This is a genomic window from Anabaena sp. FACHB-83 (assembly GCF_014697485.1).
Lineage (GTDB): Bacteria > Cyanobacteriota > Cyanobacteriia > Cyanobacteriales > Nostocaceae > Nostoc_B.
Map to the genome: position 1 here is coordinate 18,725 of NZ_JACJRY010000053.1, position 16,559 is coordinate 35,283.

General features: G+C 38.6%; 20 protein-coding genes and 1 pseudogene. 10 read left to right on the forward strand and 11 right to left on the reverse strand.

Annotated elements, in window-relative coordinates; translation table 11 throughout:
* Positions 1 to 63 precede the first annotated feature (63 nt).
* The 3 genes and pseudogenes from H6G79_RS31425 to H6G79_RS31430 all read left to right on the forward strand — a co-directional run bounded on the left by H6G79_RS31425 (position 64) and on the right by H6G79_RS31430 (position 3,592).
* Complete coding sequence (locus tag H6G79_RS31425; protein WP_190594389.1) at positions 64 to 1,950, forward strand: hypothetical protein; 1,887 nt, start codon at positions 64 to 66, stop codon at positions 1,948 to 1,950.
* A gap of 97 nt (positions 1,951 to 2,047) precedes the next feature.
* Positions 2,048 to 2,440: pseudogene (locus H6G79_RS37805) on the forward strand (hypothetical protein); the annotation flags it as partial.
* A 150-nt stretch (positions 2,441 to 2,590) separates the two neighbouring features.
* Positions 2,591 to 3,592 (forward strand): 30S ribosomal protein S1, encoded by a 1,002-nt coding sequence (locus H6G79_RS31430; RefSeq protein WP_190594414.1) that lies wholly within the window; start codon positions 2,591 to 2,593, stop codon positions 3,590 to 3,592.
* Positions 3,593 to 4,595: 1,003 nt separating this feature from the next.
* On the opposite strand, the gene H6G79_RS31435 is transcribed toward H6G79_RS31430, so the two are convergent.
* The 8 genes from H6G79_RS31435 to H6G79_RS31470 all read right to left on the reverse strand — a co-directional run bounded on the left by H6G79_RS31435 (position 4,596) and on the right by H6G79_RS31470 (position 8,717).
* Positions 4,596 to 4,871, reverse strand: coding sequence for a hypothetical protein (locus H6G79_RS31435; RefSeq protein ID WP_190594388.1), 276 nt, complete (start codon positions 4,869 to 4,871; stop codon positions 4,596 to 4,598).
* Between the two features lie 73 nt (positions 4,872 to 4,944).
* Positions 4,945 to 5,790, reverse strand: a complete 846-nt coding sequence (locus H6G79_RS31440; protein WP_190594387.1) for an ATP-binding protein — start codon at positions 5,788 to 5,790, stop codon at positions 4,945 to 4,947.
* A 44-nt stretch (positions 5,791 to 5,834) separates the two neighbouring features.
* Positions 5,835 to 6,053 (reverse strand): hypothetical protein, encoded by a 219-nt coding sequence (locus tag H6G79_RS31445; protein ID WP_190594386.1) that lies wholly within the window; start codon positions 6,051 to 6,053, stop codon positions 5,835 to 5,837.
* Between the two features lie 105 nt (positions 6,054 to 6,158).
* Positions 6,159 to 6,557 carry a hypothetical protein gene (locus H6G79_RS31450; protein ID WP_190594385.1) on the reverse strand — a complete coding sequence of 133 codons (399 nt, stop codon included), beginning with the start codon at positions 6,555 to 6,557 and terminating at the stop codon, positions 6,159 to 6,161.
* A gap of 92 nt (positions 6,558 to 6,649) precedes the next feature.
* Complete coding sequence (locus H6G79_RS31455) at positions 6,650 to 7,408, reverse strand: antirestriction protein ArdA (protein ID WP_190594384.1); 759 nt, start codon at positions 7,406 to 7,408, stop codon at positions 6,650 to 6,652.
* 74 nt (positions 7,409 to 7,482) lie between these two features.
* Positions 7,483 to 7,650, reverse strand: a complete 168-nt coding sequence (locus H6G79_RS31460) for a hypothetical protein (protein WP_190594383.1) — start codon at positions 7,648 to 7,650, stop codon at positions 7,483 to 7,485.
* Between the two features lie 82 nt (positions 7,651 to 7,732).
* The gene (locus H6G79_RS31465) at positions 7,733 to 8,443 is read right to left on the reverse strand and encodes a hypothetical protein (protein WP_190594382.1); all 711 of its coding nucleotides are present in this window, start codon (positions 8,441 to 8,443) and stop codon (positions 7,733 to 7,735) included.
* A gap of 73 nt (positions 8,444 to 8,516) precedes the next feature.
* Positions 8,517 to 8,717 (reverse strand): hypothetical protein, encoded by a 201-nt coding sequence (locus H6G79_RS31470; protein WP_190594381.1) that lies wholly within the window; start codon positions 8,715 to 8,717, stop codon positions 8,517 to 8,519.
* Between the two features lie 135 nt (positions 8,718 to 8,852).
* Between H6G79_RS31470 and H6G79_RS31475 the strand changes: the two genes are divergently transcribed.
* Positions 8,853 to 9,341, forward strand: coding sequence for a hypothetical protein (locus H6G79_RS31475; protein WP_190594380.1), 489 nt, complete (start codon positions 8,853 to 8,855; stop codon positions 9,339 to 9,341).
* Between the two features lie 216 nt (positions 9,342 to 9,557).
* Here the strand turns inward: H6G79_RS31475 and H6G79_RS31480 are convergent, their stop codons facing one another.
* The 3 genes from H6G79_RS31480 to H6G79_RS31490 all read right to left on the reverse strand — a co-directional run bounded on the left by H6G79_RS31480 (position 9,558) and on the right by H6G79_RS31490 (position 10,598).
* Complete coding sequence (locus H6G79_RS31480; RefSeq protein WP_190594379.1) at positions 9,558 to 9,845, reverse strand: hypothetical protein; 288 nt, start codon at positions 9,843 to 9,845, stop codon at positions 9,558 to 9,560.
* Between the two features lie 8 nt (positions 9,846 to 9,853).
* Complete coding sequence (locus H6G79_RS31485) at positions 9,854 to 10,006, reverse strand: hypothetical protein (RefSeq protein ID WP_191049394.1); 153 nt, start codon at positions 10,004 to 10,006, stop codon at positions 9,854 to 9,856.
* 286 nt (positions 10,007 to 10,292) lie between these two features.
* The gene (locus H6G79_RS31490; protein WP_190594378.1) at positions 10,293 to 10,598 is read right to left on the reverse strand and encodes a hypothetical protein; all 306 of its coding nucleotides are present in this window, start codon (positions 10,596 to 10,598) and stop codon (positions 10,293 to 10,295) included.
* A gap of 362 nt (positions 10,599 to 10,960) precedes the next feature.
* Between H6G79_RS31490 and H6G79_RS31495 the strand changes: the two genes are divergently transcribed.
* The 6 genes from H6G79_RS31495 to H6G79_RS31520 all read left to right on the forward strand — a co-directional run bounded on the left by H6G79_RS31495 (position 10,961) and on the right by H6G79_RS31520 (position 16,149).
* Positions 10,961 to 13,009, forward strand: coding sequence for a UvrD-helicase domain-containing protein (locus tag H6G79_RS31495; protein ID WP_190594377.1), 2,049 nt, complete (start codon positions 10,961 to 10,963; stop codon positions 13,007 to 13,009).
* Positions 13,010 to 13,019: 10 nt separating this feature from the next.
* Positions 13,020 to 13,232 (forward strand): hypothetical protein, encoded by a 213-nt coding sequence (locus tag H6G79_RS31500; RefSeq protein WP_190594376.1) that lies wholly within the window; start codon positions 13,020 to 13,022, stop codon positions 13,230 to 13,232.
* Between the two features lie 295 nt (positions 13,233 to 13,527).
* Positions 13,528 to 13,713 carry a hypothetical protein gene (locus H6G79_RS31505; RefSeq protein WP_190594375.1) on the forward strand — a complete coding sequence of 62 codons (186 nt, stop codon included), beginning with the start codon at positions 13,528 to 13,530 and terminating at the stop codon, positions 13,711 to 13,713.
* Between the two features lie 591 nt (positions 13,714 to 14,304).
* Positions 14,305 to 15,513, forward strand: coding sequence for a GIY-YIG nuclease family protein (locus H6G79_RS31510; protein WP_190594374.1), 1,209 nt, complete (start codon positions 14,305 to 14,307; stop codon positions 15,511 to 15,513).
* A 32-nt stretch (positions 15,514 to 15,545) separates the two neighbouring features.
* Positions 15,546 to 15,860: a hypothetical protein gene (locus H6G79_RS31515; protein ID WP_190594373.1), complete on the forward strand. Its 315-nt coding sequence runs from the start codon at positions 15,546 to 15,548 to the stop codon at positions 15,858 to 15,860.
* A 13-nt stretch (positions 15,861 to 15,873) separates the two neighbouring features.
* On the forward strand, positions 15,874 to 16,149 hold the full coding sequence (locus H6G79_RS31520; RefSeq protein ID WP_190594372.1) for a hypothetical protein: 276 nt from the start codon (positions 15,874 to 15,876) through the stop codon (positions 16,147 to 16,149).
* Positions 16,150 to 16,559 lie beyond the last annotated feature (410 nt).

Here is a 16,559-nt window from a genome sequence, read left to right on the forward strand (position 1 = left end):
TTAAATTCATCTAACCACAGTTTACAGAAACTAGCGCCAGCTAATTACAACAGGCAAATTGAAATGAATCCAGATTTAATTAATGTAATTTTCCATATTCTGAACAGTTTGAAAGATAAGGAGTTTAGCTATCATTCGGACGATACGAGCCGTCCTATGTTTGGTAGACAGGGTAATGAATTTTTTATAACTAATGGGAAACTTGCTGGGCCTTTTGACATCAAGGTTGTTAATACCAACACTCTAGAATGTACTATCAAAGTTAGCTGGCATTCCAAACGTTGTAAGTATGAATTCATACAAACAGCAACAGAAAACAGAACCGACTATGCAATTTATATTTTTATAGCTACGCTTGATGAAGATACACAAATAGTTTCTATCAAAGAAGTAGACTGGATACCTTTTGATAAAGACCCAACTTTTCAGAAGCGTTTGGATATTAATTATCGCGCAGCGATGTATGCAAAAAAAGGTCTTGAAGAATGTCTAATTCAGCCTTTGACTGGACATATTAAATATCTATCATCTGAAAATAATCGTTTAGTTGATAAAGAGTCTATTGTCAGTTATATCAGAGATAATTATAATACTCATATCGTTATAGAAGGAGATTTGTTGGCAGGCGATCGCACTATAAATACTCATGGAGGTAATTATAACGAACACATTCAGGGTAATTACATCGAAGGCAATTACATTGAGGGAGATACAACAACTTCTGCTGGACAAAGAGCTATAAATGCTTTTAAAGAAATTAAAGCAGAATTGGAAAACAATTTCCTCCATTTATCCTTAGCAATCCAAGCAGTTGAGAAAAACTCTCCCCAAAAATTTTGGGATATTAGGAGAGCAAATGAAACTGAATTGGCTTATCAAGATAGGGCAAGAAGTTATTTTCAAGAATATATTAATTCCATTAATACCGAGATAAGACTATTCAATTTCTCTGAAGCAACGTATCAGAGTTATAAAAGAGACCTGTCCCATAATAATGAATTAGCTGATTTTATAAGAAAGACATACGAGCGAATGTATGAAATTAAAGACTCATTTGCTCGGCTTGAAAGAGGATTAATACATATACTTTCTCTAAATTTAAGCGATTATGAGAGAACATTACAAAGTGCTTCTTTACATCAAGAACATATTACTAATACTAAAATTAACCTTGTTAATGCTGCGGCCTACTTTTGTTTTATACTATCTGAACCAGTAGATGCTAATATTTTAGCGGAAGCACTACAAGGAGCGTGCATAAATTTAGATTTGCAACCAGGTGAACAAGGATATAAAAAAGCTATGCAAATGGTCGCTCAATTCTCTCAGGAGAAAGTAGCGATTTTACAAGCAAGACTCAAGGTTGTAAATACAGCTAAACAGAGAGAAGTTGAACGGCGGATTACAGACCCATATCTAATAATGCTGAGACAAGCTTCTGGACTACCTTTAATTCTGAGTCAAGGCGAAGTTTTTGCTCTGCAAAATAAAATAATCAACATAGATGAACAAGATCCCGAAGAATTGTTTAAACTGGCAGCACTTTCTTATTTAGAATCAGATGGTCATGCTTCAATTTTTTATTTTGAAAGAGCTTTAGAATCAACTAAACTTTCGTCACGTTTGAGACAATTTGCCCAATTATCAGTAAATCGTCTTCAATATCCAGAGATATATGAGGACAGTATAGGAATTATGGTGATGAAAATAATTCCTAACGGTAACTTTGATAGGGCAGGTTTATTAGAAGAGGATATTTTAGTTTCATTAAATGGTAAGATTCTTACCGAACCGATGGAAATTGCTTCAGAATTAGGAAAAAATGAAGATAATCATCTGATATTAAATATCATTCGACAAAATAAATCTCTGAGTAAAATAATCAAAGGTGGCGAATCAGCAGGAGCATCTTTAACCCAGTTAATAATTCTCAATGTCTTTCAGTTATAAAACGGGGGCATTTATTACTGGAGCGATTAAAGACTAGCGGGAAGTGAAGAATGTCTGATGAGTTGATTACCACGTTTGCAAACAGATAGGTATGACCATGACAGAATCGCAAACGCCAGAAGCGAAAGATATACAAACGAGTGGTGGTAATTATAATGAGCATGTTGGAAAGCACTATATTCATGCAGAGACAGTAAATATTTATGAAACTGCTGCTAAATCAAGTACTCCAAGCACAAACAACGGTAAAGTAACAGCGAGTTCAAAGCAACTGGCGTTTGCGATCGCAGGCAGTATTGATGAAATTGATCACGCCAAATTAAAAGCTATTCTTGCAGTATTACAAAAAATTTCTGGTGATGCAACTATAGAAATTATTCGAGTTGAGGAAGGCAGTATCAAAATTATTCTTAATGGTTCTCCAGAAGGTCTTAAGCGACTTGAAGAGCTATTTAAATCTGGGGAATTAACTGAGGTATTAGGCATTCCCATTGAAGATGTCTATTGGGCAGTGAAGGAAGCTGATGATTTGAATAGCAGAGATTTGATTGTTTCTAATACAACACAAGAATCTGCTTCCAACCTCAGTTTTGGTGAAGAGTCTTTAAAAACCAACTTAATTTCAAAACTAAATACTTCTCTGCTTGTTGCAGAAAGCACCAAAATTGGATTCACTCACGAAGATTTCGCTGATTTACTTGACAAATACGACTATCACTTTAGCCCCGGAGATATTGTACCAGGAACGGTTTTCAGTATAGAGCCGCGCGGCGCTCTGATTGACATCGGTACTAAAACAGCAGCATATATCCCCATACAAGAAATGTCTATCAACCGGGTCGATGCCCCGGAAGAAGTTTTACAATCAAACGAAACACGGGAATTTTTCATCCTCACCGATGAAAACGAAGATGGTCAATTAACTCTTTCCATTCGCCGTCTTGAATATATGCGGGCTTGGGAGCGTGTACGTCAGTTGCAAGCTGAAGATGCAACTGTTCTTTCTGTCGTGTTTGCAACCAATCGCGGTGGAGCATTGGTCAGAATTGAGGGATTGCGTGGATTTATCCCTGGTTCCCACATTAGTAGCCGTAAACCCAAAGAAGAATTAGTGGGTGAAGAACTACCCTTGAAGTTCTTGGACGTAGACGAAGAACGTAACCGCCTAGTTTTATCTCATCGTCGGGCGTTGGTTGAACGTAATATGAACCGCCTCGAAATTGGCGAGGTAGTAATTGGTACAGTTCGCGGTATCAAGCCTTACGGTGCTTTTATCGACATCGGTGGTGTCAGTGGCTTGTTACACATCTCAGAAATTTCTCACGAACATATCGATACACCTCATAGCGTGTTCAATGTCAATGATGAAGTGAAAGTGATGATCATTGAATTGGATGCTGAAAAAGGACGGATTTCCTTGTCTACCAAACAACTGGAACCCGAACCCGGTGATATGATTAACAACCGTGATTTGGTCTACGAGAAGGCTGAAGAAATGGCTGAGAAATATCGCCAGAAATTATTGACTAAAATCCAAAATTTAGAAGAAAATCAGACTATTCCAGAAGACAATATGGAAGCTATTTCAGTTTTAGAGGCTGAACCCCGACGCATCCGCACCCCCCCTCCAACAAGTGAGTAATTTTAGCAATTAAACTTTGCAGAAAGCTCGGCTGAACCAGTTTTCATAAGCCAGCCCAAGCAGACCAAACAAGCAAATAAAAAGCAGCAAAAGGGTTGCCCACTCCTGCCGCCATCACTCATTGGTCTACTGATCTAATTGGTTAACCCATGACCGAATGTACCAAAGGAACGTTGTTATCTATCCTTTGGTACATTCGGTAATCATTCATATATGGTTAAACCTTGGGACGATTCGTGACAGCCGAAGCTACATTCTTCTGTAGCAAGCAAATCACCTCATTATGGGTATGGCTCTTGCCGTACTGGAAGCCAGCAGTGAATGTTGCTGAAAAAGTGAGTAAGAGAAACAGAGCTGCTTGTGACAGCCGGAAATTGATGTTCATAGGTTTTTTATTCGATAAGGTTTGTTGACGTTCGAGAAACTAGATGTACCACTCAAGAAGCACCTGAAGGGAACAAACCTTATCCAAAAGAACAGTACTTTCGTCTGGCTTATCCCCGTGTAACAAGGTGAGAAGTCTTGTCTTCAGGCACTGATTAGCAGTGCTACAGAGTATATTTGCTTATCAAGACACAACTTATCAGATTTCTGAAATAACGGCACTAAACTTTAAAGGAAAAATCCTCTTTCTCAACAAAATTTAATAAAATTCTCATCTAATTTTTGAAATTGCTTAATCATCGAATTATTAAACTCTTGCAGTAATAGCATTTTGAAGACTTAAACTAGCTAAGAAATAAAATTCATAATTAAATGATTTTTTATTCACATAACTTTACAATAAATAATTGACAGGGACTTTTTTCTGTAGGCACAATGGACACCGAAAGAAATAATGAACAGTACTTTCGTTTGGCTTGTCCTCCGTTGACCTGAGAAATCGACGGGGGCAAGTTGCTTTTGTAAGTAACTGTAGTGCAGACATTAACTGGAAGAGGTGAGAGTGATGCCTGCGGCAGTCTGCGCCTATGTACTCCGGCTAGTTAGCTCTCTTAAAAATTCACAAAGGCATTTCGTCAATACGCTTAACCCTAATGATTAGCTCACCACCCAGTAATTCAACTAGCTTTTTTACGGTTTCAAATCTAGCACTGTTGGGGTCGCGTACAGCTTTTCTGACATTTGTACCGAATTTTTTGGCAAGTTCGGCTGGGCTGAGGTCTGGGTGTTCGAGCCTGCCATACTCAACGGCTAACTGGTAGTATGACCAGCCTTTTTGTTCCATCAATTGTTCGAGTGCGTTTTTTTGCTCCGTTGGTGGCTCGGACACAGGCATGATTAACATATAGCTTAAAAAATAGGCTTTTCTATTTTAGATGAGCAGCTGTAGTAATAGCTGCTCTTATGATTTAGAATGACTCCTTAAGTTGCATAACTCGTTCTACCCAGGCAGGGGCTTTTTTACCGTTGCTGGGGGATAACTCGTTAAATTCTTCTTGGATAGCGTCTATATCCCAGTCGGGTAATTGCTCCGAAGCCCAATGAATTGCATCTTCTTGTGATTTCCACAATTTCCAAGGTGGTGTTTCTTGGGGCTGTTGGGGTTGTCCAATCCAAGCTTTTAAGGTGTCGGCTATATCCTTACCTGGGTTGAGAAAGGTTTTATCAGCCAGTTCTGGACACCTACTTTTACTAATAGTCAAAATGTGGTTATAGTCTAGTTCCCCAGCTAAATCAAATTCGTACTCAATCCCACTACTTTGAATTGGAGCCGTACCAATTTTCTTGGGAGCTTGTTTGGTTTTGCCGTCTTTAGCTGTGTACTCCTCCATTATCCATTCTGTTTTACTTCGCATAGTTGCAATAATGTGTGACGAACTACCTATCATCGCGTCAATCAGTTTTCGCTCCAGTGGTCTAACATTTTTCCAGCCATCAAAGCCTTTACCAGCTAGTTCTAGTTCAGAAAACCAAGCATGAGATAGTGAGTCAATGATGATTACTTGATAACCTGCTGATTCTGCTGCTTTGATAGCCTCAATATACTTAGCTGGGTGGTGGTCGTTGAGTTCGCAGGTGTCAAAAGTAAATCGGTCAGCGTATCTGCTGGCGCTGCCGTGTTCTGTATCGATTAGGGCGATACTGTCACCCAAGTGTTGAGCGATCGCTAGTGCCGAATAAGTTTTACCACTGCCTGATGCACCACTAAGAGCAAGACGAATTTTGATTTGAGATTTTGTTGCTTTTTTAAACATGGTTTATAGTTGCCCCAACTGCTACGGCTGGGGCGCTACTAGTTTTAGAAGTGGTCAAAAGTTACAGGTTGTAGATTGAAGCCAATCTTTAGCTGATAATCGCGGTCATGCCAGCCAAGAGAGTACCAGGGGTTTTCGGCATACTGCGGTGGTAGGTCTGCACCGCGATCGCTCTCTCCCATCTCAAACCAGTAAATTATTTCGTAATCTCGCTGTTCTTGCAGGACTGCAATTTCGCGGTCTATCTCTGCAATGTTGTACATTTAGTTAACCTCTTGTTGATTTAGGGGTAAACTGCCGCTTGCTCTTGGCCGGGTTGGGCGGCAGTTTTAAGTTAGACAGTTTCACGACTTATCCAGGTCGGGATGTTAATCGCTTTGACAATTATCAAAATTTATTGATAGCTGCCTGGAATTAATTTCTGGTAAATGTTCTCGATTAATCCACTCAAAAGCTAAATCAAGATTGTTGATTAATTCCCGCCAGTATTTAGGTTCTGGTGATGATTGTTTGTGTGCATATTTATTTAGTAACTCGGCTAAATCAATCATCTGACTATATGTTTCAAAAGCTAAGTTATTGCATTTTTCTCTAATGCGTTTTTTGGTACTTTCGCTTGAAGTATTCCAAAAAATACTCCAGTAAGTCTTGTGATATTCTCCTGATAACTTCACTGCGGCTTCTAAATGCTTTTTAGCTTTCTCCAGTTGTGGATCATCTGGAAATTGCTTGAGAGCTACAGATAATGCACAGTAGGCTGCTTGCATAGATTCTTAGAGGAAAGTAGGCAATATCCAGATGTTCAAATATTCGTGTTTAGGTGATAGTTATGAATTAACTTAAAATTGTTGTCATGAATTTAGTGACGGCTAAAAACGTAGATTTCTTTATACCCAACCTCAACAGAGTAGAAATCGCAAATAAACCAATCTCGTGCTATGGCTTTCCAGTCGATGTAACATGAATTAATACCTAACTCTTCTAGTTTTTTGAGAGTGCCGCACTCTTCCCACATCTGATAAACAAAATCTTCTTCATCCTCAAACTGTCCTAAATAACGCTCTTGAAAATCTTCTAAACTAGCGTCACTGCCGTAATATTGGTAATAAACAGCGTAGGCTTGTCCATGTTCTTCTAATAAATTGGCTAGTTCTGAAATATGCTCTATATCTTCACATTCATTAAGTTGAATACCTTGCCAATTTTCATAATCATGTATTGCCCATTCTTCACACGCTTCATCATCCGCAACTGGCGACCAAGACAACATCCATTTAATATCATCTTCTATGTCTTCTGGTTCTTGGGTAGCATCAATCCAAAGCCCATGTAAATGACCGCTATTATAAGCAGACAAGCAAGCTACATATATCTTTGGTATATCTTCATCTGTACATTCTCTTTCATCTCTGGGATATGGTAGCCGACATTTTAAACTGCTAACTATGGGAAAGTTGAAAGTAGGAAAGGTCACACCCGCCAAATTCACAGCTAATTCTAAAGCTTGATAATCAATTGTTTTGTCGGCAGGAATTAAGATTTTACCTACCTGCTGCACGTTGTAAAGCTGTTCAGCTATAGCTAAAGCTTCTGTTTCTGATTGGAAAATTAATTGCATTGGTCGGATGTCTTTAAATTCTTAGAGGAAAATATGGGAGCGATCGCATGGGTAATAGGTGCGATCGCTAAAAATTACCAAGTTTCTTCTATTGCTTTATTTAGGTATTTCACCGCTAGGTCTAGCATTTCTATTAGTTTTTCATTTGGTTCGTCGTTATCTTCGTCAATGATGATTTGCTCAATTTCATTTCTTAGTTTTTCTATTTTTTTTTCAAGTTCAGAATTTGCTTGTTTTTTCATTGTTTTGGATTCTTAGAAGATAAATGGATGAAGAGAGAGTGATCGCTCTAGTTGGAGAGAATGCGATCGCTTGTGATATGTTTTACCAATCTTCTGTGATTTCCTCTAAAAATTCGGTTTCATAGAACGATTGTTTTGTTTCTTTTAAAAAACTCTCTCTGCGTTCTGTGAATTGATATTCATACTGTCGCTGTGTTTCTGCTCCTAGATACTTCCAACCTGCAAAGATGTGTTTATCTGGTATTTGTCCCTTAGTGATGGGGTTTAACATCAGATGCTTTGTTGCAACCACATCTTGTTCAAATGCTTTTTGCAATCCACTGTAGGCATGACAAGTACAGGTGATTTCATATCGATATAGCTTTACTTCGTAAAAATCACCAGTATTACCCATTGCAATTAATTCGTCCCAGTTATCCCCCGGTTGCAATTTATAGGGGTCAGCTTTTTCCCAAGTTCTTTTAATTAAAGTATCAACGTAATCAACCTTAGAAATAAATCGAGAAATACCACGGATTTTTATAGTTTCTTTACGCTTCTCAATTTTGTTAGGAATGTGCAGATAAACAAAGTGTTTATAAACATCAATGGTGGCGTAATCAATGCCTGTTTTTATTTGCTCTGCCGACCAACCCCACCTTTGTAGTAAAGCTTTGGTATTCTCAACACTGTAAATGTGTCGCAGCGCATAATCTTCTGCGTTATTTTCGTGCAATAAGGATTTATGAAAATTCGAGTAATTGTAATTGGGGCGTGTGTGGGCTTTGGCAGAGAATCTTTGTGTGGCGTTCATTGAATGACAGAAAATAATTTTGTAGAGATGAATTACTTTTTGAGGAGATGGGGGTTAGATACCCCCTAAATTTTTATTGGTTAAAATAGTTCGCCATTTCCTCGGCTTCTGCTTCTTGGTAGCCTTGGATTAAATATTTAATTCTTTGGAGTTCTTCTTGTACCCATCTAGCACTGTTTGGAGAGAGATTTTTATTAACTAACTCTTTTTCAACGTTTTCATACAGCTTGATGGTGCGATCGCAGTGCTTGAGAATAAAGTTAAAGTCTTGCATTGTAAAATACCTTTAGCTATTTAATCAGTCGCCGAGGTGGCCACCTCGGTTTTTTTTCATACTTTTATTATAGCTTTTTTTAGCTATATAACAAGCTTTTTTTAGCTATAATAATATAAAGATTAGGATAAGAAAATGCAGATAGCTTTTACTGGGCCACGCAAACTGACTAAAGAGCAGGAAGGCTTGATACATAAGGATTTTGCTTATTTCATCTCGAACCACGCCTCAGACTGGCACGTAGGGGATGCTGCGGGGCTGGATGATTTCGTTAGACGGGCTGCTGCTTGCTACAACAAAACCCTGACCGTGTATGAAGTAGCAGGAAACCAACGCTGGCACTTTGCAGAACGTAGCAAGAGAATGATTGATGGTATCGCAACCCTGCCTGATGCTTGGCTGTATGCTTTTCCTAATAAGCCATGCCCAGAGGGGTGCAAGCCTTGTAAAAGCCCTAACGGCGGCGGGTCTGGAACGTGGCTAACAATTGCTTATGCTAAATATCGCGGTGTGCAAATATACTTATTTCCACAGTTTCAAACCAAATTTGAGGATAAAAGCTGGCTTCCCGAATGGCTACAAGATGAACCAGAAACCAGACAATTAAGCATCTTTGCGGAGTGACTGAAATGAAGTAGAGGGCTGTTGGTGGCGGCAGGATTAAACAACGAAGCGCGAAAACTTGGCCACCCACAGCCACCAACGCCCGGAACGCAATGGAAGGAATGGAGCCACATCCGCTATTTGACCCACCAAAAAACTTGATTGAAACTTTACACTATAGCTAAAAAAAACTATGGTAATTATAGCTAAAAAAAGCTATATTATAAGAGTGGAAGGTTAAACGACGTAACACCGGGGGCAATGAACCACAGCGCGGGATGTGGGGAGACGACAGGGAGCGAGTGAAACCAACCACCAACAGCAAACCCGTGATAGCTGTTGGCCAAAACCAAAGAAACAGGATGTTAAGACACTCTGGCGGCGGCAACCAACTCGATAGGTGGCAGACCACAGCAGCCCTAAAGCCTTTGATCGCAGGCATAAGCCATAAGTCGAGATTGTTGAGCCTAAGCTGTTGCTGCCACCACCGAGGACTGGATACCAATGGCACACCACCACTGCCACAGATACCTTTACCTCTCCTTTTTCTCTTTCTTCATTCTTCTCTCCCGCAAAAAATGAAGCCCAGGATTTTTGAACACCACCGGAGGAACGGAGGTGGTAAAATCAAAAATCGCTTCATTTTTTGCACCGCTTTTTGGCTGCTGCTTCCAAGTTTTGTCCACTTCATAAAGGACTAGTGGCAGCAGACGAAAAGCATAACAACTGCGAAGCAACCTTATATATTCAAAAATTTAAAGCGCAGCAACAGCTTAATTTAGTTTTCTAACTTCCACAAAAACTGCGATCGCTTAAATTTCCTGCCATTTGGCAAGTTACATCAAAAGGCGATCGCTCATAAAAAATATCTGCAAAGGCTTATTGTTTCGTACAAAGGTGTTTTGCCAGATGGCAATAGCAATAAGCGATCGCAGTTATCCCAAAAAAAGGGAGCAAAAGCCCCCCAACGAACTAACTGTAAACTAACTGCACCCTAGAACCGCGACTAGGCCAACCCAACTTGACCTGACCAACTGGCACAACGACAGGAACAGAAACCACAAACCGACTTGGCCCCACAGAAGGACAACGAACTTTGACCAAGTAACCGACAACCTCAGCCCACTTAGAAGCAAACTGGCCAGCCACACTCAACTCACTAAACCACACCTCAGCCACGAAACCAGTAAACGAACTGTCAGACTCGCGCCAGAAACAATCAACTGCACCAAACTCAGCAGCTAAACCAGCAACGAACTCAAATGGAACTGAACGCATAAACCAAACCTCACAACAAAACGACCAGCCAGAACAACCCCGGCTATTTTTTTAATGCGGAGGGTGTCAAGGGTGGCGGTTGGGGTCTGGGGTGTCCCCAGATATAAAAACGAAGTAACGATATTCCGCCACTTGCTCTTGCCCTTGACACCTGTAGCCACAATGAAAAAGCCGGGGTAGCCTCAGTGGCGACTGAACGCTCCCTTGGGGGCGGGGGGGGACAAAAATTAAAGGCGAAGCAACGATATCTCTTCTTCTATGGAAGTGCGATCGCTACTATCAAAACTTTACTTTAATCATTCTTTATGCTGTGTACGCTGCATATACAATAATATTTAGTCATAAAGATTAGAGCTAACACTATGGCTAGAGGTAATCCAAATCCAAAAACAGAGCATTTACCAAAGCAGAAAGCTAATTGGAATAATCTGCCTACTGAAGTTGCCAGAGTCCCAAAGATTTTCTTAGAGGAAATTTTAGGATATGCGCGATCGCTAGATGGACAGTGCAGCCCATTCGAGGCCATCATCTCTGTATTAGACAAACTCAAGCCTGATGAATTAGCGCAAATAAAGCTGGCCATAGAATGCTTATCTGGTACTGAATTAGTAGAACCAGATGTAAAGAATGATGCTTGCAGCAATTTGACGGAACATTCAGATTCGCCCCAGGAAGCACAATTATCTGATGCTGAGATTGCAGCGTACACTGCAAAGTTTGGATTTGTACCTTCTAAATATCAACTCGCTATAGTTGACTGGATTCTTAGAGGAAAAGGTAACGGCTGCTGTAATGCTGTGGCTGGATCTGGTAAATCATCCACATTGAAAATAGTTGCCAAAATCTTAGAAGAATCGGGATTAAGACCGAGTGAAATTAAAATCTGTGTATTTGGCAAACTCAACGCCCAAGACTTAATTAAAAAGTTTGGTCGAGCTTGGAAAGAGTCAATATCTACACTTCACAGTGCTGGTTTTACACTGGTGAAAAAAGAATTAGGTATTAGAAGCAGCTACGATATTGATGTCTCTGGGCAGAAGTATAAGCGCATCGCTCAAGATTTGGGTCTGATTCCTAAGCGTGGTAATGCAATTGGTAGACTACGAACTGAGGAAATTATTGGAAATGACAACGATTTTCTCACATTAATTGACTTGGTGAGACTAACTAATCAGCAGCCAACACAGGAAACAATTATTGCGATCGCTAAACATCATGAAATTGAGAATGTTTTTAAACCTGACTTAACAGCTAAATGGATTGCATATTGTTTACAAATTGGTGAAGAGAAAGCCATTAAAAAGGAATGCCTTGACTTTACTGATCAGATTTGGCTACCTGTGAAGTGGCGTTTAGGTGAGGCTAAATGGTTTCGTCCTTACAAATTTGTACTGGTTGATGAAGCTCAAGACTTAAACGCTACACAGTTAGAACTTGCGTTAATGCTGGCTGGGTCAACTGGTCGCATTCTGGCAGTGGGAGATCCAAGACAGGCAATTTTTGGCTTCGCCGGTGCTGATGACCAGAGCTATCAAAAAATAGTGCAGCGTACCAAAGCTATACAATTATTCTTATCAATCTGCTATAGATGCCCAAAATCTCATATTCAACTGGTCAAAAAAATCTACCCTCAAATACCCATTGAGGCTGCCCCAAACGCTTCTGAAGGAAGCATTCACCAAATAAGTAATGATGAAGTTGAGAAACTAATTAAAAATGGCGATATGGTCATTGGTCGCAAAACTGCACCATTAGTTCACCTGTGTATCAAACTAATTAGCAAAGGAATTAAGGCAACAGTTAAAGGTAAAGATATTGGGGAATCGCTCAAAAAAGACCTCGACGAAATAGCCAAACTGCCAGGATACAGTTTTCAATTTTTTAATGAAACTATATTAAATTATCATCAAATTAAAGCCCAACAATATCAGGGCTTAGACAACGAAGAACAGATGCTTGAAAATTTGAAAGATAAGTTGCAAGCAATCACAATTATTTATCAATCACAACCTCAAGCAAGAAATATTGAGGATTTGAAACTTTACATCGATAGCTTATTTAGTGATGAAAATTCCCCAATCACATTAAGCACTTGTCACCGCGCCAAAGGTTTAGAGGGGGAAAGAATCTTTATCTACAAACCTGAAGATATGCCGATGGTGTGGAAGAAGCAGCAGGATTGGCAACTGGTACAAGAAGAGAATTTACTGTATGTGGCGTTAACTCGCAGTAAATCTGAGTTGTTTATAGTGGGATATCCTGATTGGTACAATCCCTCTACTAAACCTACAATGAACGAAAATGATAGATTTACTAATGAAAAGAACAGGAAACCAACCCTGATGTTTGCTGCTATGGAATCAGAACATTGGAGCAGTGAAGACCCTGATTTTGATGATGTTGAATTTTGATTTAGAAAAAATGGAAAACTACAAATATAACGTTGTACCCACAGAGAATAATTTTATGTGGGCTAGAGCTTGGAATAGACAGGATGATATTCTGATTCAGCCTGATGGGTGGGAATTATTTGAATACCAGGATAATGAACCAGAAGAATGGCGTTTATTTATGCGTAACTCTGTAAGATGTTGTACTACGAGCGATGATTGGCAGCATAAAAAAGTTGACTAACCAATTCGCGATCGCTACTTTTCTTCTAAGAAACCAGGAACTTTAAAAACTGTATCATCGGCTAAAGTAATTAGTAGCGAGTAGTTTACCTTACATTCTTGTATCTACTCTCAATAATCAGTATAAATGTATAAAATACAATTTGGTTTTATCCGTGTAAATTCATGAAACTTTTATATTTGCTTTTCATCTTAACAGACATTTTAAAACATTCTATGAATTTACAGTTGATATTATTGAAACAGTTGTGTTAATATGAAATTATGGGGATGTAGTTTCTTAAATACATCGCATCATGAATCGAATCCCCAAACCCAATTTTAGAGAGCTAGTTTTAGGCACTGTAGTAATTCTCTGTTTACTAGGACTAATTGGACTTTCAATCATTGATGAAAATAGCCGTCCAGCCTTTCTTGATGTTGCCAAAGTAAGTATTGGCGCGTTTATGGGCTATCTAATCCCGAATAATCCTAATAAATAAACCCCGTTGATAAACAACGAGGTCTATTTACTTTTAGTGCAATGTAATAAACCTCTTGGTGCTGGTAACACCAGGAGTTTTCTTTTTTAATATTAACTCCATCCTCAATTGGCAAATAATAATTTTTAGCGATCGCTCCCTACACCATACAAGCGATCGCCTTTTCCTCTAAGAAAACCAACTTGCTAACTTCTAAGTGCTAAACTACTTCTGATAAATAATTATAGACTAACCTTTTTTTGATACAGTGAAAACATCTTCATGAGCAAGCAAATAGCAGGCAAATCGCTCTAAACTGGTGTATCAAATAAAGGATAATCCCAATATATTTTAAATAATGGGTTCAAGCGTATTTGGTATATTGTGGTGGCGCTCGCTTGTAGTCGATAATCCTTTTTATGCGATCGCACCTTTTAACTAGGTTACTTTCCTCTAAGAAAATTAACTTACTAAAACTAAACTACTTCTGGTGGCTGAATATGAGTTAGCCTTTTTTTGATACACTAAAAGTATCTAAGCAAGCCAGCAAACATCAAGCAATTGGTAGGCTAGTACTTCTAAACTGGTGTATCAAATAAAGGATGCTTTAAAATGTGGCTCCAATATGGACTTGATAAAGATAACACATTAGTTTCGATAGAAGATGCCCCGCGAGGCAAGACTGATTTAAGATGCCCCTATTGCGATGGGTTGCTAACTGGCAAGAAAGGCGATCGTAAGGAGCATCACTTTGCTCATACTGGAGAAACTTGCAGAGATGTAGAGCGTGACGAGCGCGAATTTCCTAATTTACCTCTGTATGACAAATTTAATATTTTCTTGACTGGTAAAGAATTTAAGCAGCTACAAAAAATTTGGAACCTTTATGGTAGTAAAGACAAAGGTATTCCAGATAAGGAAGTGCTGCGTATCTTTACTAAAGAAAAATTAATTGAGTTTAATTATTATCGCTATGAAAATTATCAATTTACGAAACTTGGTAAAATTCCCTTCGGCGCACTGTCTTTGAATTTATTTAATCAAATTCAAAAGCCGATGTTGCAAGAGAAGCTACAGCAACTTGAAAATAATGTGCAGTTAGCCTATCTAAACGATACTCCTAACTTTAATCAGTGCTTGAGAGACTTACAAATTTATCGCGCTGAGTATCTTAGAATTCTGCAAAATACCCTTTATTATCTGGAAATCAAAGCTGATGAACATACAATTTATAAAATCGGTGTAACTCGTCGTGATGTTAACGAGCGAGTCGCTGAGATTAAAAGCTATTTATCACCACATTTTAAAAATATCACAATTAAAGTACTAGGAACCTGGGCGCATCGGGGGAGTGTAGAAAAATATTTTAAGCACAGGTATGAGGTTTTTATTAAAAATTTCTCAATTAAAATACTTGGAACTTGGGGAAATCATAATACTGAATATCTCCTGTTCTTTACTCCAGAAGAAGCTAAAGCCGCATTACGCGATTTGAAACGAATGCAGTACAGAGCATTATCAGATATTGAAAGAGATATCCTAGATGGCAAGCCTAGCCAAATTGAACAGCTTATTGCAGAAAATGAACGGGCTGAAAGGCGATCGCAGGCAATCAAAACGGGCATGGAACGGGCTAAAAAATGGGGTCAACACGTTGGGCGGCCTGCGGTCAGCGAATCCGCAGAGGAATTTTTAGCCAAGCCATCATCACAAAAAGTAATTGCAGCGTTAAATGAGGGTTTGTCATTGCGGAAGGCTGCTGAAAAAGCAGATGTGGCGGTCAATACAGTTCGTAAGGTCAAAGCCTTACTGAATATATAATATTATTTTGGCAATAAAAGTCTGTCCTGATTATGAAGCCATTATTTGATAAAAACGAGTTAATAGAATTTGTTAAAAAATCTATAACCAATGTTTATAATGATGATTTAGATTGTATTTTTAAAGGAATTGATGACGTTGAAATTAAATCAATTAATAAACTTGAGAATAATGAGTACGAGTACGAATTTACAATTTTTGCTCGTGCTATCTTTAAATCAGATTATCCAAAGGATGCGGATTTAGATTCTATTGAGGCTGAATATATGGAACTATCTGTTTATGTATTTGTAGATGAAGATGGAAATTTTGAGTTTGATGAAGACAGTTTAGAAAGAATAAATTGAGGGTAATTATAATATGGATAATGTAGATATACATGCTGAAAGTAATATTTTAAAACCTGAAATATGGATTGAAGGATATTTTTATCGAGGTTATATGATTGAGGTTGTTTGGAATGATGAATTAGAAATATTTATGTACAGATTTATCTATTTTTGTCTTTCTAAACATGATGTATTCAACAAAGAGTTTCTCTGGTGGAAAGGATATAAATCAAAAGAAGAAACTCAAAAATATGCTGAAAGCTTTGTAAATCGGCTGGTGGAGGATCAACTATATAATAAAAATTGAAGTTGTTGCACTATTTAAAAGCGATCGCATCGCTAACCCATACACCCAAAAGGCCATCTATTTTCCTCTAAGAAAAACTATGGCATGACTAATCACTAAGCTATATTGTGTCTACATAAAGGCTCTGGTAGTTAGTGAAGAGTAAATATCGCCTCTAAGTTGGCTTTTCAGAATCTTCTGAAATAATTTTTCTGGCGATCGCTTCTAATATCGTTGATATCTGTTCAGGATTGGACAAATTCACCTGATACACAGTGTTCGCATGGACTTGATTACTACCGATTACCACCTGTAAGCGGGGCGTGAGTAGCAACGGAACAGAAAACCGGGATAAGAAAATTGAGTTGAAAAACTAGAAAAAACCGCAGCCATGTATATACATAGGTGAAAGGTTGAAAATGCGTCACTAT